The sequence below is a fragment of the Oceanococcus atlanticus genome, from assembly GCF_002088235.1.
Classification (GTDB): Bacteria; Pseudomonadota; Gammaproteobacteria; order Nevskiales; family Oceanococcaceae; genus Oceanococcus; species Oceanococcus atlanticus.
Window position 1 is genome coordinate 541,908 of sequence record NZ_AQQV01000001.1, and the last position, 21,475, is coordinate 563,382.

Annotated in this window: 19 protein-coding genes; 7 read left to right on the top strand and 12 right to left on the bottom strand. The window is 62.4% G+C overall.

Features of this window, described 5'->3' with window-relative positions:
• Positions 1-33 precede the first annotated feature (33 nt).
• Genes ATO7_RS02525 through ATO7_RS02540 form a run of 4 tightly spaced genes read left to right on the top strand, consistent with a single transcriptional unit; the run spans position 34 to position 4,125 of the window.
• Positions 34-930, top strand: coding sequence for a hypothetical protein (locus tag ATO7_RS02525; RefSeq protein WP_083559337.1), 897 nt, complete (start codon positions 34-36; stop codon positions 928-930).
• Positions 918-2,705 carry a M14 family metallopeptidase gene (locus ATO7_RS02530; protein ID WP_083559338.1) on the top strand — a complete coding sequence of 596 codons (1,788 nt, stop codon included), beginning with the start codon at positions 918-920 and terminating at the stop codon, positions 2,703-2,705. The genes ATO7_RS02525 and ATO7_RS02530 overlap by 13 nt, the downstream gene beginning before the upstream one ends.
• Positions 2,702-3,796: a cell division protein ZapE gene (gene zapE, locus ATO7_RS02535; protein ID WP_083559339.1), complete on the top strand. Its 1,095-nt coding sequence runs from the start codon at positions 2,702-2,704 to the stop codon at positions 3,794-3,796. Before ATO7_RS02530 ends, zapE begins: the two co-directional genes overlap by 4 nt.
• Positions 3,793-4,125, top strand: coding sequence for an Hpt domain-containing protein (locus ATO7_RS02540; protein ID WP_083559340.1), 333 nt, complete (start codon positions 3,793-3,795; stop codon positions 4,123-4,125). Before zapE ends, ATO7_RS02540 begins: the two co-directional genes overlap by 4 nt.
• A 6-nt stretch (positions 4,126-4,131) precedes the next feature.
• Here the strand turns inward: ATO7_RS02540 and ATO7_RS02545 are convergent, their stop codons facing one another.
• Entirely contained in the window at positions 4,132-5,031 is a 900-nt protein-coding gene (locus tag ATO7_RS02545) for a helix-turn-helix transcriptional regulator (RefSeq protein WP_206044764.1), read from the bottom strand.
• 255 nt (positions 5,032-5,286) lie between these two features.
• Here ATO7_RS02545 and ATO7_RS17175 point away from each other — a divergent pair, with 255 nt between their 5' ends.
• Positions 5,287-6,186, top strand: coding sequence for a DnaJ C-terminal domain-containing protein (locus ATO7_RS17175; RefSeq protein WP_083559342.1), 900 nt, complete (start codon positions 5,287-5,289; stop codon positions 6,184-6,186).
• Between the two features lie 117 nt (positions 6,187-6,303).
• Positions 6,304-7,392, top strand: coding sequence for a rod shape-determining protein (mreB, locus tag ATO7_RS02555; protein ID WP_083559343.1), 1,089 nt, complete (start codon positions 6,304-6,306; stop codon positions 7,390-7,392).
• Here mreB and ATO7_RS02560 read toward each other — a convergent pair.
• Positions 7,384-9,108, bottom strand: coding sequence for a potassium channel family protein (locus ATO7_RS02560; protein ID WP_083559344.1), 1,725 nt, complete (start codon positions 9,106-9,108; stop codon positions 7,384-7,386). The two genes, mreB and ATO7_RS02560, sit on opposite strands and share 9 nt — an antisense overlap.
• Positions 9,109-9,135: 27 nt before the next feature.
• Positions 9,136-9,519 (bottom strand): DUF6394 family protein, encoded by a 384-nt coding sequence (locus tag ATO7_RS02565; RefSeq protein WP_083559345.1) that lies wholly within the window; start codon positions 9,517-9,519, stop codon positions 9,136-9,138.
• A gap of 114 nt (positions 9,520-9,633) precedes the next feature.
• On the opposite strand from ATO7_RS02565, the gene ATO7_RS02570 reads away from it, so the two are divergent.
• Complete coding sequence (locus ATO7_RS02570) at positions 9,634-10,371, top strand: hypothetical protein (protein WP_083559346.1); 738 nt, start codon at positions 9,634-9,636, stop codon at positions 10,369-10,371.
• Here the strand turns inward: ATO7_RS02570 and ATO7_RS02575 are convergent.
• From ATO7_RS02575 to ATO7_RS02615, 9 genes are read right to left on the bottom strand one after another with little or no spacing between them, the layout of a single operon-like run.
• Positions 10,343-10,759 carry a DUF4149 domain-containing protein gene (locus ATO7_RS02575; protein ID WP_083559347.1) on the bottom strand — a complete coding sequence of 139 codons (417 nt, stop codon included), beginning with the start codon at positions 10,757-10,759 and terminating at the stop codon, positions 10,343-10,345. The two genes, ATO7_RS02570 and ATO7_RS02575, sit on opposite strands and share 29 nt — an antisense overlap.
• Positions 10,759-11,790: a bifunctional nicotinamide-nucleotide adenylyltransferase/Nudix hydroxylase gene (locus ATO7_RS02580; RefSeq protein ID WP_146680112.1), complete on the bottom strand. Its 1,032-nt coding sequence runs from the start codon at positions 11,788-11,790 to the stop codon at positions 10,759-10,761. The genes ATO7_RS02575 and ATO7_RS02580 overlap by 1 nt, the downstream gene beginning before the upstream one ends.
• Positions 11,787-15,620, bottom strand: a complete 3,834-nt coding sequence (gene purL, locus ATO7_RS02585; RefSeq protein ID WP_206044823.1) for a phosphoribosylformylglycinamidine synthase — start codon at positions 15,618-15,620, stop codon at positions 11,787-11,789. Before purL ends, ATO7_RS02580 begins: the two co-directional genes overlap by 4 nt.
• 8 nt (positions 15,621-15,628) lie before the next feature.
• Complete coding sequence (locus ATO7_RS02590) at positions 15,629-16,393, bottom strand: MBL fold metallo-hydrolase (protein WP_083559349.1); 765 nt, start codon at positions 16,391-16,393, stop codon at positions 15,629-15,631.
• A 9-nt stretch (positions 16,394-16,402) separates the two neighbouring features.
• A complete protein-coding gene (locus ATO7_RS02595; RefSeq protein ID WP_083559350.1) occupies positions 16,403-16,726 on the bottom strand; it encodes a DUF1820 family protein in 324 nt (107 codons plus the stop codon).
• A gap of 45 nt (positions 16,727-16,771) precedes the next feature.
• Positions 16,772-18,112, bottom strand: coding sequence for an adenosylmethionine--8-amino-7-oxononanoate transaminase (locus ATO7_RS02600; RefSeq protein WP_083559351.1), 1,341 nt, complete (start codon positions 18,110-18,112; stop codon positions 16,772-16,774).
• Positions 18,113-18,118: 6 nt separating this feature from the next.
• Entirely contained in the window at positions 18,119-19,546 is a 1,428-nt protein-coding gene (locus tag ATO7_RS02605; protein WP_083559352.1) for a sodium/proline symporter, read from the bottom strand.
• A 33-nt stretch (positions 19,547-19,579) separates the two neighbouring features.
• Positions 19,580-21,028, bottom strand: coding sequence for an aspartate kinase (locus ATO7_RS02610; RefSeq protein ID WP_240499408.1), 1,449 nt, complete (start codon positions 21,026-21,028; stop codon positions 19,580-19,582).
• Between the two features lie 32 nt (positions 21,029-21,060).
• A complete protein-coding gene (locus ATO7_RS02615; protein ID WP_083559353.1) occupies positions 21,061-21,462 on the bottom strand; it encodes an ectoine synthase in 402 nt (133 codons plus the stop codon).
• Positions 21,463-21,475: the final 13 nt, after the last annotated feature.

The following is a 21,475-nucleotide window of genomic DNA, read 5'->3' on the forward strand; positions in this document are numbered from 1 at the left end:
TCGGCAGCCCCGGACAGCTTGAAACCCTTTGTCATGGCTCTCGCCATCGCGGGCCTGTGCCTTGGCGCGACCGGCGCCGCTCACGGCAGCACCGCTGCCGACGACGCCCGCATCGCAGCGCAGCTCAGCCGCCTGGAAGATGGCCAGGACAGCCCCGCCGCGCGTGACTGGCTCAGCCAGCTCCTCAACTATGCAGAGCAGTCTCGCCACCCCCACCCCGAAGGACGCGGACAGACCCTACCGCGCTACGCCATCGCCGCGCGCGCTCAACACCTGCTGCGCAAGTGGGACCAGCAACACAGGCTGGAGCAGTTGCGCCAGCAACCGGCGCTGCGCGGCAAGGCGCTTGGTCAGGCGCAGAACCACGACGCACTGCTGAACTGGCTGGGCGAAGCCAGCATGCCGGAGCTTGACGCCTTTCGCGCCGAGCAAGGCGTGCACAGCTGGAGCGAAGACATACTCGCCGTGATGATCCAGCGCCAGGCCCGCTGGACAGACTGGCTGGCCCTGGCCGAGCGCGCTCAACACGCCCGCAGCTGGCGTTTGATCAACAGCCAAGCGCCGCTGGATCACCCCCAATTCGCACGCCTGCTCGAAAATCTGGAGGCCAATCCAGCACTGCGCGGCGCCGCACCGGCGTTGCGCGCACGCTGGGTCCAGCGTGACCCACAGCGCCTGGCCGAGCTGGCCGCGCGCATAAACAGCAGAAACTGGGACTTAAACCTGATCGAGACTGCGCTGCTCGCCCAGCCGCCCGGCCTCACCACGGCCCTGATCCAGGGTTTGCAGCATCCGGACCAGGCTGCACTGGCCGCCTGGGCATTGTGGCGTTTGCGCAGCCCCGAGGCGCTGAACGCGCTTTCGGCCTATACCCACTCGGATGTGGCCGCCCCCCATCTGGCCCGGGAGATTGCCGCATGGCTACGCTGACACGCATCACCGGCATGCTGATGTTGTGCGCCGCCCTGCCGGCATCAGCTGTGGTCGCGGAGTACGTCGAACAAGCCCCGGCTGGCGCTGCTGACAATGTCATCGAGCTGGGCCTTGCAGTCCCCGAACCGGTGACCAGCTCAGTACCGGTTGCCGGCTTTCGCAGCTACGCCAGCTTGATGGCAGGCCTGGATTTGCTCGCCCTCGAACACGCCTATGTCCACCGCTACCGTCTCGGGCAAAGCCTGGAAGGCGAAGCCATTTACGCCTGGCAGTTTGGTGGCAACACCAACGCACCGGTGATGCTGCAAAGTGGCGGCATTCACGCCCGCGAATGGGCCAGCCCGGAGGCTGTCAGCGGTATTCTTGAAAACCTGGTCGCGGCCGCCGAGGACGGCGGCGTGGTCAGCTGGCTTCGCGATAATGCCAACATCCTGCTGGTCCCCGTTCTCAATCCCGACGGCTTTCTGACCACCCAGCGGGCGCCCCGCACCACCCGCATCGACGAAGACCCGCAGAACTCGCCATCAGACCCGCTGTACCCGCGTGACGGACGCATGCGCAGAAAGAACCTGCGCAACAGCGACGGCCAGCTGCAGAGTGCCGACGACACGCTCCAGGGCGTCGACCTGAACCGCAATCTGGGCCCCTACTGGAACTCCGGACGCGGCTCCAGCCGCACACCAAGCTCAATTGTTTACAACGGCGCCAGCCTTGAGTCAGAACCGGAAACCCAGGCGCTGCTGGCCGCCGGGGCATTACTTGGCGCAGACACGCTACGGCTGTACATCGACACCCACAGCTTCGGCCGCGTGTTCTTCTACAACAACACCGGCAACAGCCGCCTGTTTCAGATCAGTCAGGATCTGGTCAATCTGATTCGCCAGGTGCCTGCTCGGGCCTATGCCGAGGATGCCGTCTCACCAGGCCTTGGCATCGGCGCCAGCGACGAATATTTCTCCTACACGCTGAACGTGCCTGCCTACACTCTGGAGCTGGAACCTGGAACCAGCCAGCTGGCTGAGTACGGCGGCAAACCCGGCGTGTCGCATTCCGGCTTTATCCTGCCCGAGAGCGAAATCACCCGGGTGCGTGAGGAGGTCTACCAGATGGCCTTGCTGGCCTACTATCACCAGATGGGGCCGGCCATCGTCCGCGAAGTGCGCCTGACTCAGACCGGTGGCGAGATGATCTACCGCCACAGCTGGCAGGATCAGAACACCACCACGCGCACCCTGCAAGCTGCGCCGAACACAGCGCTGCAAGGTGGCCAGCACTACACTCTCAATCTGATCTTCAACAAGCCGATGCGCTGGGTTGACGCGCAAGGCCAGGCCGTCAACTATCCGGCCCAGAACGTTAGCCTGCATCCTAACCTAAGCCTGTTCAGCTCACGCAGCGAAGAGTTGCCCGCCGGTCAATGGTCAAAAACCCGCTACGCGGCCGACACCTACAGCGTGGATTTCACCCTGCCCACCGACATGAGCAGCCCGGTGAATCTGCATATTGCAGTGCGTGATATGGCCGGGCGGGCCCTCGACAGCGATCCTGCCAGCGTGACCCGCTGGCAGGGCGGCCACTGGTTGGGCTTCGAGAACGAAAACGGCCAAAGTGGTGATGTCGGCGGTGAAGACCACAACACGCTACTGCAGATTGCCGGCGCCCCCAGCGCAACGCCGGCACCGGCGAGCACCGGCGGCTCCGGTGCCCCCAGCCTGCTTTTTCTGATCACGCTGAGCGCATTTGCGCGACGCGCCCGCCACGGTATTGCATGACCCCGAACAGCCCGCTGCAACGTTACCTTGCCGACCTCAAACGCCCCGGTTTTGTCGAAGACCCCGCCCAGCGCCGCGCGGTCGAGGCGCTGGAGCGCATTCACGCCGAGCTGATCAGCCGCCCGGCGCGGACCCGCCTGCTGGCGCGCCTGCGCCGCAGCACCAGCTGGCCGCCGGTCAACGGCGCCTATTTCTGGGGCGGCGTGGGCCGGGGCAAGACGTATCTGATGGACTGCTTCTACGAAACGCTGGAGACCCCGCACAAGCAGCGTCTGCACTTTCATCGTTTCATGCGCGAGGTGCACCTGCGCATCCGCGCCCTGGGGCACGCCAGCGACCCGCTGGCACTGATCGCCGACGAGCTGGCACGCGAGGTTCGCGTGCTGTGCTTCGACGAATTCTTCGTCTCCGATGTGGCCGACGCGATGATACTCGGGCGCCTGATGAACAAGCTGTTCGAGCATGGCATCACCCTGATCGCGACCTCGAATATTCCGCCGGATCTGCTCTACCAGCATGGCCTGCAGCGCGAGGCCTTCCTGCCGGCCATCGCCAGCCTGAAAAACCACTGCGCCGTGATTGAAGTTGATGGTGGCACCGACTATCGCTTGCGCCTGCTGGAACAGGCCCACATGTATCACCTGAGCAGCGAACCGCGCACCGAGGGCATACTCGACCAGACCTTTCGCGACATCGCCCCCGACGCCGCCCATCCCGAGCACAGCATCGAAATCAATGGCCGCGACATCCGGGTGCGCAAGCACGCCGACGGCATCGCCTGGTTAGAGTTTGACGCCGTCTGCCGCGGCCCGCGTGCGGCGGCCGATTACATCGAGCTGGCCCAGCTGTTCAGCACGGTCATGCTGTCCGGCGTGCCGCAGATGACCTGGGAAACCGAGAATGAAGCCCGCCGTTTCCTGCATCTGGTGGACGAGTTTTATGATCGGCGGGTGAAACTGATGATTGCCGCCGACGTGCCCATGCAGCAGCTGTATGCCGGGCAGAAACTGACCTTTGAATACGCCCGGGTGCTCAGCCGTCTGCAGGAAATGCAATCCCACGACTACCTTGCGGAGCCACACAAGCCATGAGCCGACCCTTATCCCCTGCCCTGCAAAAGCTGATGGCCCAGTTCGGCGAGGCCTTGCCCAACAAGCTGGCCGAGATTCGCAAGCTGCACTGCGCCCAAGCCAATCCCGCCGATGAAGCCCTACAGGCTTACTACACCGCGGTTCATCGTCTGGCCGGCTCAGCCGGAAGCTACGGGTTTCGACCGGTCAGCGAGGCTGCGCGTGTCCTCGACCGCTATCTCTCTGATGTGATCGCGGGTGAGAAAACCTACACCCCAGCTCAGGCCGAAGCCCTGCTGCAGGATCTCGCCCAGAGCATCGATACGCGCAATACATCGCCCGAGGGCTGAGCGGCGTCAGTCGCGCAACGACTTGACCAGCTTGGCCAGATTGGTGCGACTTTCCACGCCCAGCTTGCGATAGGCCCGATACAGGTGGGTCGACACCGTCGACGGCGCAAGATCCAGATTGCGCCCGATCGCCTTGGCCGAAAGCCCCTCGCAAACCTGCAGCACCACATCCCGCTCGCGCTGGGTCAGCTCATCCAGGGGACCGGACTCGCGTAGGTGCAGCAAGAAAACATCGCCCAGCGGTTCAACACGTAGACACAGGCCACCACCGATTTCCCCGGAGAAGTCCACCGGCGGCATGTCGAAGGGCAGACGTTGCCCGGACCAGTTCGGAAAGGCCTGTTCCAGCAGATCCATAAATTTGAGTTCAACTTCATGGAAGACACCAGTGCGATCGCACACCGCATTCCACTCACGTCGCACACCACTTTTGGGCCGACTGATGGTCAGGAAGAACGCGTGCGAGGCCGAGGCGATCAGGTGGTACAGAACCTGCCCCTGGATCGCCTTCTCCTGCTCGGTGAAGTCACGTTCGCGATCAAAACGATAAATCGACAGCAAGGTCTGAAGGCCGCTGCGCTGTTCCATGTTGCCGGATGACAGGATGCGTTCAACGCCGTAAGGCTTGAACGCACGCTGATACAAATCTGATTTGTAGAACTTGCGGTCCGACAGCACATCGGACATCGCCACCGGCTCACCCCAGTGATCCTGCACTTCACGGAACAAGGGGTTATCCCGCGCGGTGGATTCCAGTGCCCGCGCGAAATCCGGCGGCAGGCCATCCACGGTGACGTTTTGAAAACGAGCAATCTGCCGATTGCCACTTCCCCAGATCGCCGCATCGAACGGAATCAGGGCCCGAAGCTGCTGCAGAGCCCAGCGCCTGAAGTTTTCCGGCGCCACTTCTGAGCCTTCACAATATAAATTGCTAATAAACCGGTGCAGATTCTGCATGCCGACCTCGCGCGTGTTTTACCATCCTGGTACGCGCATGCGACCCCCCGCATCGCCGCTACCGATGGATCAGCCTATTGTTCCGGGACGCGATTGTCCAGATCGGCATGGCATGCAAGTTGCTCCCGCAGCATATTGAATTTGCACCAATTCGCCCCCAACTTGGGCGCAGTTGATGGACCACAGCGCCACACGGCTGAAACGATGGAATACAAGGATTACTACAAAATTCTCGGTGTCGAGCGCGGCGCCGATAGCGCAGCGATCAAGCAGGCGTACCGCCGTCTTGCGCGCAAATACCATCCTGATGTGAATCATGAAGCCGGCGCCGAAGACCAGTTCAAGGATGTGCAGGAAGCTTACGAGGTCCTGCGCGACGATGAAAAACGCCAGGCCTACGATCAGCTGGGTGCCAATTGGAAAGCCGGCCAGCAGTTCCGCCCGCCGCCCGGTTGGGGTGGCAGCGGCTTTAACCACGGCGGCTTTCAGGGCTTTTCCGGTGATGCCGACGGCTTCTCCGATTTTTTCCGCAACCTTTTCGGTGGCGGCGCTGCCGGCTTCGGTTTCGAACAGAACATGGGCGGCGGGTTTTCCTCGGCACCACCGCCGCAAACCGCCGAGCTGCGTATCAGCCTCCAAGAAGCCTACTCCGGTGCACAGAAAACTCTGAGCATTGGCCGTCAGGCCAAGCAGCTCAAGGTGCGCATTCCCAAGGGTGTGAATCAAGGGCAGCAGATTCGTCTGGCCGGCCAGGCCGATGGCGCCGATCTGTACCTGCGCATCGACATCGCCCCGCACCCCGTCTTCCGGCTGGACGGCAAGGATGTGCATCTCGACCTGCCAGTCAGCCCATGGGAAGCTGCGCTGGGCGGCAAGATCCAGGTGCCAACCCTCGGCGGCACGATACAAATGTCGGTGCCCGCCGGCGCGCGTAGCGGCCAGAAAATGCGTCTGCGCGGACGCGGTCTGAATGGCGGGGATCAGATTTTGCATCTGCAAATCGTCAACCCGGACACGCCATCACGTGAAGACAAAGCCGCATTTGAAGCGCTGGCCGAGCATTTCGATTTCGACCCGCGAGAAGAGCTGCAACGCCGCGTCTGAGGCGACTTCCCTGAGCTTTAGGGGCAGTTTCCTGCGCCAGGAAATTGCGTATGATGCAATCAGACTCCGACTCTGCGTTGATGCATGTCGACTCAATCCCGCGATAAGCACAGCCCTATGGTGACGCCACTAGCAACGTCACCCACCTCGCCTGCCATACCCTCGGCACGGCGTGAGGGTGGCTGGCGAAGTTGGCTGGACAGCCCATTTCAGGTCGATATCGGCATTGATCTGGGCACCGCAAACACTCTGGTCTATCTGCGCGGGCACGGTATCGTCATGGACGAGCCCTCTGTGGTGGCAGTCACCCGCGGCAGCCATACGGTTCTCAATGACGGCGCTGCGGTGGGCCTTGAAGCCAAGAAAATGCTGGGCAAGACGTCCTATTCGGTGGATGTCATACGACCTCTGCGCGAAGGTGTAATCGCCAATTTCCCGATCACCGAAGCCATGCTGCGCTACTTCATATCGCGCGTGAAAGCCCGCCGCATGTTCTCGCAAACTCGCGTGGTGATCGCCATCCCCTTCGGGATTACGCACGCCGAAATGAAGGCGGTCTACAACTCCACCATGCGGGCCGGCGCCGACAAAGTCCATCTGATTGAGGAAACCCTGGCTGCGGGTCTGGGCTCTGGGCTTCGCATTGATGATCCGACAGCCAATCTGGTTGTCGACATCGGCGGCGGAACCACCGGCATCTCAGTGATTTCGGTCGCCGACATCGCCTTTGGCGCCACCGTTCGTTGTGCCGGTGACCACATGACGGACGCGGTTAGCGACTTCATCCGTGAACGCTACAAGCTGCAGATCGGGCAACAGACGGCAGAGCAACTGAAAATTGAGCTGGGCAGCGCCTTGCCTCAGAACGAACATGCCGCCATGCAGATTCGCGGTCAGGGTGAAAACGGCAGGCCAGCCACGATAGAAGTCAGCGCAGATGATGTCCGCGAAGCGCTGAGAGCGCCCCTGCACAAGATTTTGCGCGGTATTGACTGGGTCCTGGAAAACACGCCGCCGGAGTTGTCTGCTGACCTGGTCGATCGCGGCATTCTGGTCACCGGCGGTGGCGCGCTGTTGCCGCGCATTGACGATCTGATCAGCGACCACACCGGTCTCAATGTGACCGTAGCCGATGATCCACTGACCTGTGTCGCGCGCGGGGCCGGGGCCTATCTCGACACCATCAACTGGCAGCGTTCAAGCTGATTTGCGTGCCCGACGCTGTTTGAACCACCAGCGCCCAATGGCGCCAACGGGACGTTCCTGCCCATCCATGGCAAAAGCCAGCTGATCTGGATTGTGCAGCAACCAGGCCAGCTGATCGCGCAAGCCTTCACGCGCCGTCCACAGCACGCGATCGCCCAGCTGCAAGGCGAAATCATCGTCTGGTAACAAGGTGTGCTGACCATGGCGAACATGCATCAGCGCAACCATGGGCAATTTGCGCTCCCGCCGCCGGGGATCCTGACGCAAATGCCCCACACGAATCTCACTGCCGCGCTCAAACAACTGGGCCGCACCCGGCGCATCCTGCCGATTCAGGCGCGTCATCCAGGTTTGCGGTGTGAGCCCGCCGGTGGCCTCACGGATGCGCTCCAGCAGCGCCAGGGCCCAGGCCTCATCCTGGCGCCGCGCCTCGGCCAGAAACGCGGCCAGATAGTGCACCGTGATCAGTGACAGCACCTGCCACACCGTGACCCGGCTGGGTTCCATGACCAGATCCAGGCGTGCGGCCCGGAAGATGTCATCGTCATCACGCTTGTTCTGGCGCGCGATACGGAACAGGCGCGGGTTGATCTGCTGCGCCGTCATCACCATCGACAGGTTGTTGGCGTCATCATCGGTGCCGGCGACCACCCCCGCAGCGCTCTCAATACCCGCCTCATGCAGAGGCTCGGGATCGGTCGCACTGCCCACCACCAGCCGATCCGGCAGATTGCCACGCATCGCATCAACCCGGGCGCGATCTGATTCAATCACCGAAACGTCGATGCCTTCTGCATTGAGGTAACGCGTCATGGCCTGACCAAAGCGACCATAACCACAGATCACCCAGTGCCCACGCGGCGGACACACGCTGGCATCCAGCGGATTGCCGGGCAGGCTGACCAGCCAGCGGTGCAGCAGGTGAATGCTCGGTGCCCGCACCGCCAGCCCGGTATGCTCCGCAAAGCTCTCGAACGGGTTGATGATGACATCAGTGTTGAAAGATTCGAGATTGTTGGCTGCCTCGCGCGAGGCCACCCGTGCGATGACCTGCAGCTCCGGACGCAACAGTTTGCTGGTGACCGCGATCTTGACGTTGGCCCGGTCCGAACCGGTCAGGGCCAGCACACCCACGCAATGCGGCAGACGCAAACCGGCCTCGCGCAGATGCCGGGTCACCGATGCATCACCGCACATGCACGGCACATCCAGGGCCAGCTCTTCCAGGTGCAAATCGGCAACATGCTCCGGGTCACGCTCGATCACCACACACCGAATCTGGCGATTGACCAGCGAACGTACCAGGCGGCTGCCGGTTTCACCGTAGCCACAGACGATATAAAACGGCTCGCGAATGGCCCGCACGGCGCGAATGAAGCGCGCCTCGCTCATCGCCCGGGTAAAGGCCGGATCCTGCACCAGCGCGAAAATCTTACCGATGGCGAACAGCCAGCTGATCACCGTTAAATACACGGTGAACACCACCCACATGCGCTGTGCCGGCGTCAACGGATACGGAATCTCGCCAAAGCCGATGGTCGGGCCGGTAAAACTGACGAAGTAGAAGGCGTGGAAAAAATCGTAGTGCCAGACCTGGCCCTGATCATCGCGCCCCGGAATCAGGACCAGACCGCCAATCGATATGGCATAGGCCACGATCAGCAGGATGAGCGGCACACGCATCTGCCGCAGGAACAGGAAGATGACCTTTTCCATGCTTGCCCTCGCCCGGCTCGAAAACGCCTAGCGACGCAGCGTCAGGGTTTCCACCACCAGCAAGACCACCGATGCAAGATTGGCCACCAGGGCGCCCCCGGCCAGCGACACGACGCTGGCCACGACCACCGGCGACTCGCCCGAGGCATAGAGCTGACTGGACACGCCCCAGACCACCGCTGCGGCGATCAGGTGCAGATCCGCCACCAACGACGAGGCCAACAGCACGGCGCCCAGATGCGAGCGATCACCAAACTTCAACACGGTCGCAATCAAGCTGACAACGAGCGCAGCGAACAACTCGAATACGTGGTGATGTTCGGCTTTCTCCATGTCACCCATGACAAAGCCAAAGTTCAGCGTTAATGCCAGCAGCACAAAAAACCCGAACAGCACTTTTTCCATATTCATGAGCGGTCCGTCTCCCGTATTCGTGCCCGTGCGCTGGATACTGAGGGGTGCAGCCTATGCGTGCAAGTTGTCTGTGAGGGTGTACGATGCAAGCACCCACTGATGGACCGATCCATGCGATACCTGAGCCTTGTAACCTGCCTGCTGCTGGCGACCAGCCTCAACCTTCAGGCCAGCGAGCGCCTGACCACGCTGCGCGGTGAAGCGTACGACCTGAAGACCGATACCGCGTTGTACACCGAGCACCATCAGTTCGAGTACGACGACAACAACACGCTGGTTGCGGCCCAAGTTGAATACCGCAGCACCGACGATGAAATCATCGGACGAAAAACGCTGGATTTCCGGCGCAGCCTGAGTGTCCCGGGTTACGAAACGCGCCTGCACGACGGACGCTACATTGAGGGCCTGCGCTACACCGAGGACGGAGTGGAGATTTACCGCAGCCGCGATGGCGGCGAGAGCATGGACACCAAAACGCTCAAGCTGGACGGTCTGATGGCCGCCGATGCGGGCTTTAACAATCTGGTCCACGCCCGTTTTGATCAGCTGATCGAGGGCGACACGGTCAAATTCCGTTTTATCGCACCCAACCAGCAAACATCGGTGCGCTTCAAAGCCGAACATGTCGGCGAGCGCAGCATAGAAGGCATGCCGGTGGTGGATTTCAAGATCGCGGTGGCCTCCCTGATCGGACTGTTCGTCGACCCGCTGCGCCTGAGCTATGACGCCGAAACACGCCGCCTGATCGAATACCGCGGCCTGTCCAATGTGCGCTCAGCCGATGGCGAGCTTTATGAAGTGCGCATCCGCTACCCGGCGCTTATCCGCAAACCTGAAACGTCTGAATAAAGACCGCCGTGGTCACCGCCCATTGCGCGGTGTTGAGCACCTGGATGGCCCGATCCAGGCGCTGTACGGCATCGCCATCATGGCGGTCGCTGAACATGACCAGACGCGGTACCAGTTGCAGCCAGGCCATCAGATAGCCGACGCAGCACAGGCTCATGACCAGGCGCGCCATCATGCTCACGCAGGGCAGATTGAACAGCAGCGCCAGCGACACCCCGCTCAGCGCCGCACCAAACAGGTAGTACAGGCTGAACATGTGGGCAATGAAGCTGCGCGCCGAGGTCTGCGGCAGCAGGCGGATCAGCACCGGCTTGAGCACCGCAGCGAACAGCACATTGGCACCCGCCAGCATGCCCATCATCATCAAGGCGGCGGGCACCCCCAGCATCAGTACAGATCCAGCGCGTGCTGCAGCACGCAATAGTGGTCGTCGAACATCTGCTCGCGTTCAATCTCGGCCACCGGCCACCAGCGCGCATGCGCCGCATCATCACCACCACGCACGGCCGGTAGCGACGCTTCATCGAGCCGATAGTGGAACACGTGGGTGATCACCCGCCCACGGTCGGAACGCTCGGGCGCATCGTAGGCGCGATTGCCCAGGCGTTGCGTGGCCAGCATCCCCAGATCAAGGCCGGTTTCCTCCTGTAGCTCGCGTTCCGCACCACGCTGCAGACGTTCCTGCTGGTCCACAAAACCACCTGGCAAGGCCCACAGACCTTTGCCCGGACGATGGCCGCGCTGGATCAGCAGCACATGGCCCTTGCATTCGACCAAGGCATCAACGGTGACAAACACCGGCGGGTACGGCGACTGTGCCCAGGCTTTGCGGTGAGCGGCAATCACCTCGAACTCGGCGCACATATCAACGAACGCTGGCGCCTGCAGCAGCGCCCGCAAAGGCGCATCACCACAGGCCGGCATGGCCCAGGCCCAACTGGCAAGGGTGGCGTCGAGATCTGCCGGGCCGGCGCCCAGCAGGGCCTCGCGCAGGGGCGTAGCGCTGAGATCCTGGAAGTTGGGCAGCTCTTCGTAGCCCCACTGGGGAAACAGCGCCAGGTAGTAGGAACTGGAGTCCTTGGTGTGACCGAACAGGCACACGCCACGGTCGTCGGCATGCCGATGCACGGCGCGGTCGACGTAGTCCAGCCACACCTGCTCGTTGTAGAACACATCCGGCACCGATTCGAACAACAGACGTTCCGGAGCCACATCGGGCAGGCTGTTACGGATCAGCTGCTCACGCTCAGCATCGGTCCACGGATTGCGCACGCTGCGGGCCTGCTGGCCCGACCCCAGAATGATGAGCAAACGCTCACTATGTTCCAGCGCGTGCCGGCAAATCACCTCATGACCACGGTGAAACGGCTGGAAACGGCCGATCACCAGACCCAGGGCATGGCGCACAGCTTGGCTCAACTGTCCCCGACCCAGGCGCGCGCGTTGTTGAACATCGACAACCACGGTGACGGCCCGCGCCAGTCATCCGGCCGCCACGAAAAGCTGGCCGCGCGGGTCAGGCGCTCGGGATGCGGCATCATGATGGTGATGCGACCGTCCGCGTTGCTCAAACCGGTCACCCCTTGCGGCGAGCCATTCGGGTTGAAGGGGAAGACCTCGGTCGGCTGGGCATGGTGATCGACATAGCGCATGGCGATCTGCGCCCCGTCACGCAGGGCCTGAATCTGGCTCTGGGCATCGTCGAAGCGAGCCTGCCCCTCGCCGTGTGCAGCGGCAATCGGCAGACGTGATCCGGCCATGCCGGACAGCATCACCGAGTTGTTTTCGGGGATATCGACCAGCACCAAACGCGCCTCGAACTGCTCCGAACGATTACCCACAAATTGAGGCCAGTTGTGCGTGCCCGGAATCAGCTCACGCAGCGCCGACAGCATCTGACAGCCGTTGCAAACGCCCAGAGCAAAGCGCGCCGGATCGGCGAAGAAGGCGCTGAACTGCGCGCGCGCTTCATCGTGCAGAAGAATGCTGCGCGCCCAGCCCCGCCCGGCCCCGAGCACGTCGCCGTAGGAAAAGCCACCGCATGCGGCCAAACCGACGAAGTCACCCAGCTGGCGCTGTCCGCTGAGAATGTCGCTCATGTGTACATCGACCGGCGCAAACCCGGCCTGTTCAAACATCCAGGCCATTTCGACCTGGCCATTGACGCCCTGCTCGCGCAGGATCGCCACTGGTGGACGCCGCGTGACCACGGCCGGTGCAGCTTGCTGAGTCAGCTGCACGTTGAGGCCCGGATCACTGGCGTCGGCGATGGCATCAAACTCCTGCCGCGCACAATCCGGCTCATCGCGCAGCGACTGCATGCGGTAACTGGTTTCCGCCCAGACCTGCTCCAGCGCGCGGGAGTCTCCGCGGTAAATCACCTCGCCGCGGGCATCACGCACATTGATGCGCTGGTCGTCGCGCGGGCTGGCCACAACGGATGCCGCCAGACCGGCCTGTGCGGCCTGCCCCAGCACATCAGCCACGGCATCGGCCGGAACCTGTATCAGGGCCCCGACCTCTTCGTTGAACAGGCGCGCTATGACGGCATCATCAAGCACATCGATATCCAGGCCACAGCGCGCTGCAAAGGCCATTTCCAGCAGCGCGGCGATCAGCCCACCGTCGCTGCGGTCGTGGTAGGCCAGCACATGCCCCTGCTGACGCAGGGTCTGGACCGTGGTGAACAGGGCGCGCAAGGCCTGCGCGTCAGCCACATCCGGGGTTTCACCCAGACCCTGTTGCCAGGCCTGAGCCAATGCCGAGCCGCCCAGACGGGCATGACCACCGGGCAGTTCCAGCAACACCACGTGGCTGTTGGCCGCACGCAGCTGCGGGGTTGAGACCTGTTCCACATCGGTGACCGGGGCAAAGCCGGTCACGATCAGCGACACCGGCGAGATCACATCGTGTTCACCTCGCTCATCCGACCAGCGGGTCTGCATCGACAGCGAGTCCTTGCCCACCGGGATCGCAATACCCAGCGCGGTGCAGAAATCCTTGCCCACGGTTTCCACCGTGGCGAGCAACGCAGACGATTGCCCGGCATCACCGGCTGCCGCCATCCAGTTGGCCGACAGACGCACGTCCGATAAATCGGCGATTGGCGCCGCGGCCAGGTTGGTCACAGCCTCAGCCACAGCCATACGCCCGGATGCCGCCGCATTGCTGATCGCCAGCGGTGCACGCTCGCCCATGGCCATGGCCTCGCCCACCGGACCGGCGTAACCCGCGGCGGTGACCGCCACATCCGCCACCGGCACTTGCCACGGGCCAACCATCTGGTCGCGACAGGTCAGGCCACCAACCGTGCGATCACCGATGGTGATGAGGAAATTCTTGGACGCCACGGCCGGCACCCGCAGGACCCGCTCGATCGCCTCATCCAGGGCCAGATCAGCGCTCCATGCCGCATCGCCACTCTGCGCCGTCGGGGTGGTGGCCTCACGCTGCATCGGCGGCTGCTTGCCGAGCAACACATCCATGGGCATATCGACCACGTCCACATCACCGGCAAACACATGCAGGCGACGTTCGGCCGTGCCGGTACCGATCACCGCGAAGGGGCAGCGCTCGCGTGCGCACAAGGCGGTGAAGTCATCCAGCGCGTCGGGCGCGATGGCAATTACGTAACGTTCCTGCGACTCGTTGCACCAAATTTCCATTGGCGACAGCCCCGCATCGGCGATCAGCACCGAGGACAGGTCAATTTCACCACCCAGATCATTGTCGTTGAGAATTTCCGGCACGGCGTTGGACAAACCACCGGCACCGACATCATGAATCGACAGGATCGGGTTGGCCTCACCTTGTTGCCAGCAGGCATCAATGACTTCCTGACAGCGCCGCTCCAGTTCCGGGTTGGCCCGTTGCACCGACGCAAAGTCGAGTGCTTCGCTGCTGGCCCCGGCATGCATCGAAGATGCAGCCCCACCGCCCAGACCGATGAGCATGCCCGGGCCACCCAGCACGATGACCAGACTGCCCGGCGGAACCGGCAGCTTTTCGGCGTGCTGCGGGCGCACGTTGCCCATGCCACCGGCGATCATGATCGGCTTGGCATAGCCCCAGCGACGTCCGTCCAGCTTGGCATCCAGGGTGCGGAAATAGCCGCCCAGATTGGGCCGGCCGAATTCGTTGTTGTAACGCGCCGCGCCGATCGGCGCATCCAGCATGATGTCCAGCGCGCTGGCCAACCGTGCGGGCAACGCGTCATCGTCTTCCCAGGCCTGGGTGAAGCCGGGAATGCGCAGATTGCCAACCGAATAACCGGCCAGACCGGCCTTGGGTTTGCCGCCACGCCCGGTGGCCGCCTCGTCACGAATTTCACCACCTGCGCCGGTGGCCGCGCCCGGGTCCGGAGCAATCGCCGTCGGGTGGTTGTGCGTTTCCACCTTGATCGCAATCGCGGCCGCCTCCTCCAGCCGCTGATAGTGGCCTTGCTCGTCGACAATGAACCGCGTGGTCAGCGCCGCGTCGAGGATTGCCGCGTTGTCCTTGTAGGCCGACAGAACCCCTTCAGGGGTTTTCGCATGGGTCATGCGGATCATGTCGAACAGGCTGTGCTCGAACGCCTGTCCGTCACGGGTCCAGCAGGCGTTGAAAATCTTGTGGCGGCAGTGCTCGGAGTTGATCTGCGCGAACATCATCAGTTCCGCGTCACTGGGATCACGGCCGGCCTCGGCATAAAACCGCGCCAGATGGGCCATCTCGTCATCGCTCAGGGCCAGGCCCAGCTCGACATTGCAACGCTGCAGCGCCGCCAGCGGATCGTCGCCCAGGGCGATGGTCACCAGCGCGCCCGGTTGGCGTTCGCCAAAGCACTGGGCCAGCTCGTCGGCATGTCCAAGCACGGTTTCGGTCAGCGCATCGTGCAAATCCTTGAGCGCATTGCGCCGGGTCGCGGCATCGGCCTGATCCCAGCCGCGCACGATCAGGCGACGCCCCTGCTCCAGCCGTGCCAGCTGGGTCAGCCCGCAGACCCGGGCAATGTCGGTGGCCTTGCTCGACCACGGCGACACCGTGCCCAGACGGGGCGCGATCAGTACCTGGTCGGCCTCATCCTCCAAGCGGGCGTCGGTTTCAATCAGCAGCGCCAGCTTGCGTGCATCATCCGTCGCAGCATCACGCCATGCAGCCAGATAAATCCATTCGGCACGCAGCAATTCCAGGCCCAGCGGCTGCAAACCGCGGTTAACCGCCTGCAGGCGAAAATCCGACAGCGCCGCAGCGCCGAGGTATGTGGTCACGTTCAAAATCAAAGTTCCAGTTGTCGCCAGCCCAGACCGTCATCCTGACCGGCGACAGCCAGCCATTGCGGATGTTCACCGAGCACGCCAACAAGCGCCTGGGTGGCCCGGTCCGGGCAGTTGTTCTTCTCGCTCAGATGGGTCACTGCGAGATGCTGCAAACGGCTGCGGTCGAGCTGCCCCAGCAGGGCTGCCGACTGTTCATTGCTGAGGTGGCCCAGCCGCGAAGCCACCCGGTTTTTCAGGGCCGCCGGATACGGGCCGTTGGCCAGCATCTCGGGGCAGTGATTGCACTCCAGCAGCAACGCATCGCAACCGGACAGGACATCCTGCATGTGTGCGGTGACTGCGCCGGCATCCGACAGAATGCCGATACGCTGCCCACCGTGCGCGACCACGAACTGCACCGGCTCGCGCGCATCGTGTGGCACCGGATACGGCTGAACCTCGAGATCTCCCACATCAAAGCGCTGATGCGGTGAGATCAGATGCAGATGGGCCAGTTCGCCCAGCCCGGCCGCGCTGGCCGTACCGTAGGTGGCGTAGACCGCAAGCCCGAAACGCCGGGACAGGCGCACCACGCCAGAGGCGTGATCCGAGTGCTCGTGGGTCACCAGCACGCCGTCTATGTCCGCTGGCGTGAGCCCGACCCGAGCCAGCCGCGCTTCGGTTTCCTTGACCGAAAACCCGCAATCCACCAGTACCCGCGATTGCCCACTGCACACCACGGTGGCGTTGCCTTTGCTGCCACTGCCGAGGATCGCGAACTGCATGCGGCCGGCCTAGCGTTCGGTCGGCGTGTAGATCGGGAAGGGCGTCACGTTGCTGCCGCCTTCGGCCTTGCTGATCTTGGCCTTGCCCTGCTTGTTGACCACGTCCACGCGCAGCACCGAATGCATCGGCAGAAAAAAGCTGTCGACGTCCTTGAACTGCTCCTTGAGTCGCTCTTCAGCGGGATCGACCACCACGCTGGAGCGCTCGCCAAAGACCAGTTCGCCGATCTCGATGAAGCCGAACAGACCACCCTGGGAGACCTGGCGCGCGAAGATTTCGATCACCTCGCCCTGGGCCTGATAAACGACGCGATACAAATGCTGCTTGCTCATCCGCGCATTATACGTTTTCAGGGCGCGCAGCAGGGTGTGTTTTGCCTACTCCGCAGTTGCCAGGGCGATGCCCTCACGGGTGATCTGGCCGATCCAGTCGATCTGCTCTTCGCTGATCACGTACGGCGGCATCCAGTACACCACATTGCCCAGCGGGCGCAGCAACGCGCCCTGACTCAGACCGTGCTGATAAACCCGCAAGCCACGTCGCTCTTTCCAGTCGTAAGGTGTGCGTGTGGCCTTGTCAGCCACCATTTCGATCGCCAGGGTCATGCCGTGCTGGCGTATGTCGCCCACATGCGGGTGATCAGCCAGCGGCGCTGCAGCCGCGGCCATGCGCTGGGCCAGGGCCTGATTGGCGCGAATGGTGTCGTTCTGCTCGAACAGATCCAGGGTGGCGTTGGCCACCGCACAAGCCAGCGGATTGCCGGTGTAGGAATGCGAGTGCAGAAAGGCACGCAGGGTCTGGTACTCGTCGTAGAACGCGTCGTAGACATTGTCGTCGGTGAGGACCACGGCAAGCGGCAGCCAGCCGCCGGTCAGCCCCTTGGACAAACACATGAAATCCGGGCGAATCTGCGCTTGCTCGCAGGCAAACAGGGTGCCGGTGCGGCCGAACCCGACCGCAATCTCATCTGCGATGAGATGGATATTGAACTCATCACACAGCGCTCGCAGCCCGCGCAGATATTCGGGGTCGTACATGCGCATGTTGCCGGCGCACTGGATCAGCGGCTCGACGATCACGGCGCAGACTTCACCGGCGTGGCGCTCGAACGCAGCGCGCATGTCCTCAAGCTTGCGCCTGGCATGTTCCACCGGCGTTTCGCCCGACTCGCACTGGTAGTTGTCGGGACCCGGCACGCAGATGGCATCGAGCAGCAGTGGCTCGTAGGTTTCCTTGTACAGGGCCACGTCGCCGACGCTCAAGGCCCCCAGGGTTTCACCGTGGTACGCATTGCTCAGGTGGATGAAACGGGTGCGCTGCTCGCCTCGATTACGCCAGTAGTGAAAGCTCATCTTGAGCGCCACTTCGACCGCCGCCGAGCCATTATCGGCGAAGAACATCTTATCGAAGCCGGCCGGTGCCAGCTTGAGCACACGTTCGGCCAGCTCCACCGCCGGCTCATGGGTGTGACCAGCAAAGATCACATGCTCCAGCTTGGCGGCCTGTCGACTGATCGCCTCGACGATATGCGGATGGCAGTGGCCAAAAATATTCACCCACCAGGAGCTGATGATGTCGAGGTAACGCTTGCCCGCGGTGTCGTACAGCCACACACCCTCACCCCGATCGACCTCGATCAGGGGCAGGGTTTCGTGGTCCTTCATCTGCGTGCACGGGTGCCAGATGCGCTTGAGATCACGCTGCGCCAGTGTGCTCATTCCACTTTATCCGGAAGATTTAGCCCCATGCAGGGCCGTGGCCTGCGGGACCCAACGTTGAAAAATCAGATACGCCAGCACACCGACCATAATCCCCGGCATGCCCTCATAAACCGCATCGTGCCAGCCCAGGCCGCGCCAGGCCAGCGCCGTGGCCAGGCCGCTCAGCGTCATCAGCACAGCAATCCCCTGGCGTGGTCGCCCGCCGAAGGCCCAGACCAGCAGGATCGGCCCAAACGCCGACGCCAACCCCGACCAGGCGAAGATCACCAGCGAAAACACCGACTGCTTGTTGGCCAGCGCCCAGGCCAGTGCCAGAGCCGTCAAGGCCACCGTGGTGAGCTTGAGCAAGGCCGGACGCTCGATCTGGCGCGGCAGCAAATCATGCGTCACCGCTGCCGAACAGCCCAGCACCAGCGAATCTGCGGTCGACAATGTGGCCGCAAAAATGCCCGCCAGAATCAGCCCCACCAACACCGGTGGCATCAAAGCCTGTGCCATCAGCGGCAGGGCAAGTTCAGCATCAAAGCTGCCGCTGTCGGACAGGTACACGCGAGAGAGCAAACCCACCGCGGTGGCCATGGCGTAAAACACGCTGAACCACAGGTAGTACCACACCCGCATGCGCATCATCTGACCAGCCGACTGCAAGGTCATGAAGCGCACCATCACGTGCGGCTGACCAATTACCGAGAGCCCCGCAAACAGCCAGCTCAGGGCAAACAGCAGCCCGCCGGCCAGACCCGGCACAACCAGATCCTTGGGAAACCAGTCGAGATAACCATCGACCTGATCCATCGCCGCAACTGCAGCCTGCGGGCCGCCCAGCGCCGACACCGCCATGATCAGCAGCAAGCCCATGGACACAATCATCACCATGGACTGCGCGGCATCGGTCCAGATCGAGGCGCGAATACCACCGGCCACGCAGTACACCGCAACCATCACCGCACCGATCACCGCGCCTGTCCATATCGGCCACTCGAACAGCACGTGCAAGGCTTTGCTGCCGGCGACCAGTTGAGCCCCGGTGTAGGCGAGCAGGAACACCGCCGAAATTGCCCCGGCCAGACGCTGCCAATGCGGCCAACTCTCTCCACCCCACTGACTCAGCACGCCGGCGAAGCTAACCTCACCGGTGCGCTCGGCCGCCTCACGCAACTTGCGATGGACCAGGAAGGAGGCAATCAGATCACCAGTGATCCAGCCCAGCATCAGCCAGATCGAGGCCAGACCGGTGGCGTAGGTGTAACCGATCACCCCGATGAACATGTAGCCACTGTTGTTAGTGGCAACCGCTGACAGCCCGACTAGCCAGGGCTGAATACTGCTGCTGGCCAGGTAGTAGTCGTGCTTGGTCCCACGCGCGCGCCGCGCAGAACTGATGCCGACCGCGACGATCGCCGCAAGAAACACAAGAAAACTGGCGACCACGTGCGGCCCTCCCCCAGAGTCAGTTGGTGAACCTTAGGCGGCGCAGATGGCCTCACCGTGATCGTGAACCTCGACCAGATGCTTATGCAGACTGCGCACCGCATTCTCGTAGTCCGCGATATCCAGAATGAACTGCATATCCACCTGGCGCATGGACTGGTGCATAGCCAGAATGCTGATGCCCGATTCAGCCAGGGCACCGACCGCACGCGACAGCATCCCAGGAATCTTCATGTCGCTGCCGATGGCTGACACCACCGCCACCTTGCGCACCTGAATTTCGCATTCCGGAAAACGCTCTTCGATCACCGCCCGAATACGCTTGACCGTCTTCAGGTTGGTCGAGAGATAGTGGGTGATGGTGTTGGCGTTGATGTCCTTGGTCACAATGCCGGCCTTGAAACGCTGCGTGGCCTTGAGCAGTTCGGAATCGTAGGTGGCGATGAAACCGCTCATTTCCTGATCGAAACACTCCACCGCATAAACATCGCGACGCCCGGCGATGATCTCCACCCGCGGCGTCTCGCTGACGTAATCACGGGTGATCAGGGTGCCGCTGTGCTCCGGCTCAAAGGTGTTCTTCACCCTCAGGGGAATATCGCTCTGGCGCAAACCCTTGGCGGCACGCGGGTGGATGGCTTCCATGCCCAGATTGGACAGCTGATCGGCCACGTCATAATTGGTACGCCCAATCGGCACCACATTGTCCGCACCGGCCAGACGCGGATCCGCGCTGCTCAGGTGATATTCCTTGTGGATGATCGCCTCGCGCGCATGCGTCAGCACCGCAATACGGCTAAAGGTAATTTCCGAATAACCGCGGTCGTAGCTCGACATCAGCCCGTCCTGGCTGTGCGCATAACCGGTCGCGATGGGCAACTCGCAGCTCAGGTCGACATCGGCCAGCGCGCGTTTGATGTGCTCATCCAGGGAGTAATGCTTCTCGGCATTCCAGCCGGACAAATCCAGGAAACGGGCGTTGATGCCATCACGTTTGAGCAGTTCAGCGGTGTTCCAGGCGCTGTGCGCCTCACCCAGGCTGGCGAGCATTTCACGCACGGTCAGCAGGTGTGCATCGAGCTCGAAATGGCCATGCGCACACAGGCTTTGCAGATCCGACAAGCAACGTTCGGCGTCATCCAGACGCTCACCGATAAAGGTTTCTGCGCGCACCAGATCATTGCGATCGGCAAACAGATCGCGGTTGATCTCGGTCATCTTCTGACGCACTGCGGTGAGCGCGTCACGCCAGTCCTGATCTTCATCCGCATTGGCAAACAGGGCGTAAACGCCCGGTCGCCCGGTGTGTTTGCTCTCCAGCAGCAGATCGGTCATGCCGCCATAAGCGGAGACCACAAATACGCGCTGATACAGATCCTTGAGACGGCCCTGATGCAGGATCACGCTGTCGCGCACCGCCTCGTAATTGCTCATCGACGTTCCGCCGATTTTCTCTACCGTATGTTTATTCAGTTGGGACATGCCTTCCTCAGTCGAAACCGGTGGCGACGCGCTTACGCGTCAGCCACGGCCTCGGCTTCAAGTTCGTAAGCACCATCGGCGTTGTGCACTTCCTTGCCGTGCAGCGGCGGGTTGAACACACAAGCCATCTTCATTTCGCGGCGGGCGCGCAGAATGTGCTTGTCGTTCTTGTCGAGGATGTAGATGGTGCCCGGCTCGATCGGGTAAACCTTGCCATCGGCAATGGTTTCCACCTCGCCCTCACCGCTCATGCAGTACACCGACTCCAGATGGTTCTGGTAATGCAGGTGCAGCTCGGCGCCTTCATAAATCGTGGTGATGTGGAAGGAAAAGCCCATGTTGTCGTTCTTGAGCAGCAGACGGGTACTTTCCCAGCCCTCGGACACCACACGGCGGTCGCCTTTCTCGGCGTCTTTGAGATTACGTACGATCATGTTGGTGTCCCTG

Coding starts and splice junctions, on each gene's coding strand:
- ATO7_RS02590 (WP_083559349.1), bottom strand. CDS start 16,393: ATGCAGTTCGCGATCCTCGGCAGTGGCAGCAAAGGCAACGCCACCGTG.
- ATO7_RS02575 (WP_083559347.1), bottom strand. CDS start 10,759: ATGCTGGGGGTGCCCGCCGCCTTGATGATGATGGGCATGCTGGCGGGT.
- ATO7_RS02530 (WP_083559338.1), top strand. CDS start 918: ATGGCTACGCTGACACGCATCACCGGCATGCTGATGTTGTGCGCCGCC.
- mreB (WP_083559343.1), top strand. CDS start 6,304: ATGGTGACGCCACTAGCAACGTCACCCACCTCGCCTGCCATACCCTCG.
- ATO7_RS02560 (WP_083559344.1), bottom strand. CDS start 9,108: ATGGAAAAGGTCATCTTCCTGTTCCTGCGGCAGATGCGTGTGCCGCTC.
- zapE (WP_083559339.1), top strand. CDS start 2,702: ATGACCCCGAACAGCCCGCTGCAACGTTACCTTGCCGACCTCAAACGC.
- ATO7_RS02570 (WP_083559346.1), top strand. CDS start 9,634: ATGCGATACCTGAGCCTTGTAACCTGCCTGCTGCTGGCGACCAGCCTC.
- ATO7_RS02595 (WP_083559350.1), bottom strand. CDS start 16,726: ATGAGCAAGCAGCATTTGTATCGCGTCGTTTATCAGGCCCAGGGCGAG.
- ATO7_RS02525 (WP_083559337.1), top strand. CDS start 34: ATGGCTCTCGCCATCGCGGGCCTGTGCCTTGGCGCGACCGGCGCCGCT.
- ATO7_RS17175 (WP_083559342.1), top strand. CDS start 5,287: ATGGAATACAAGGATTACTACAAAATTCTCGGTGTCGAGCGCGGCGCC.
- ATO7_RS02540 (WP_083559340.1), top strand. CDS start 3,793: ATGAGCCGACCCTTATCCCCTGCCCTGCAAAAGCTGATGGCCCAGTTC.
- ATO7_RS02565 (WP_083559345.1), bottom strand. CDS start 9,519: ATGAATATGGAAAAAGTGCTGTTCGGGTTTTTTGTGCTGCTGGCATTA.
- ATO7_RS02600 (WP_083559351.1), bottom strand. CDS start 18,112: ATGAGCACACTGGCGCAGCGTGATCTCAAGCGCATCTGGCACCCGTGC.
- ATO7_RS02615 (WP_083559353.1), bottom strand. CDS start 21,462: ATGATCGTACGTAATCTCAAAGACGCCGAGAAAGGCGACCGCCGTGTG.
- ATO7_RS02610 (WP_240499408.1), bottom strand. CDS start 21,028: ATGTCCCAACTGAATAAACATACGGTAGAGAAAATCGGCGGAACGTCG.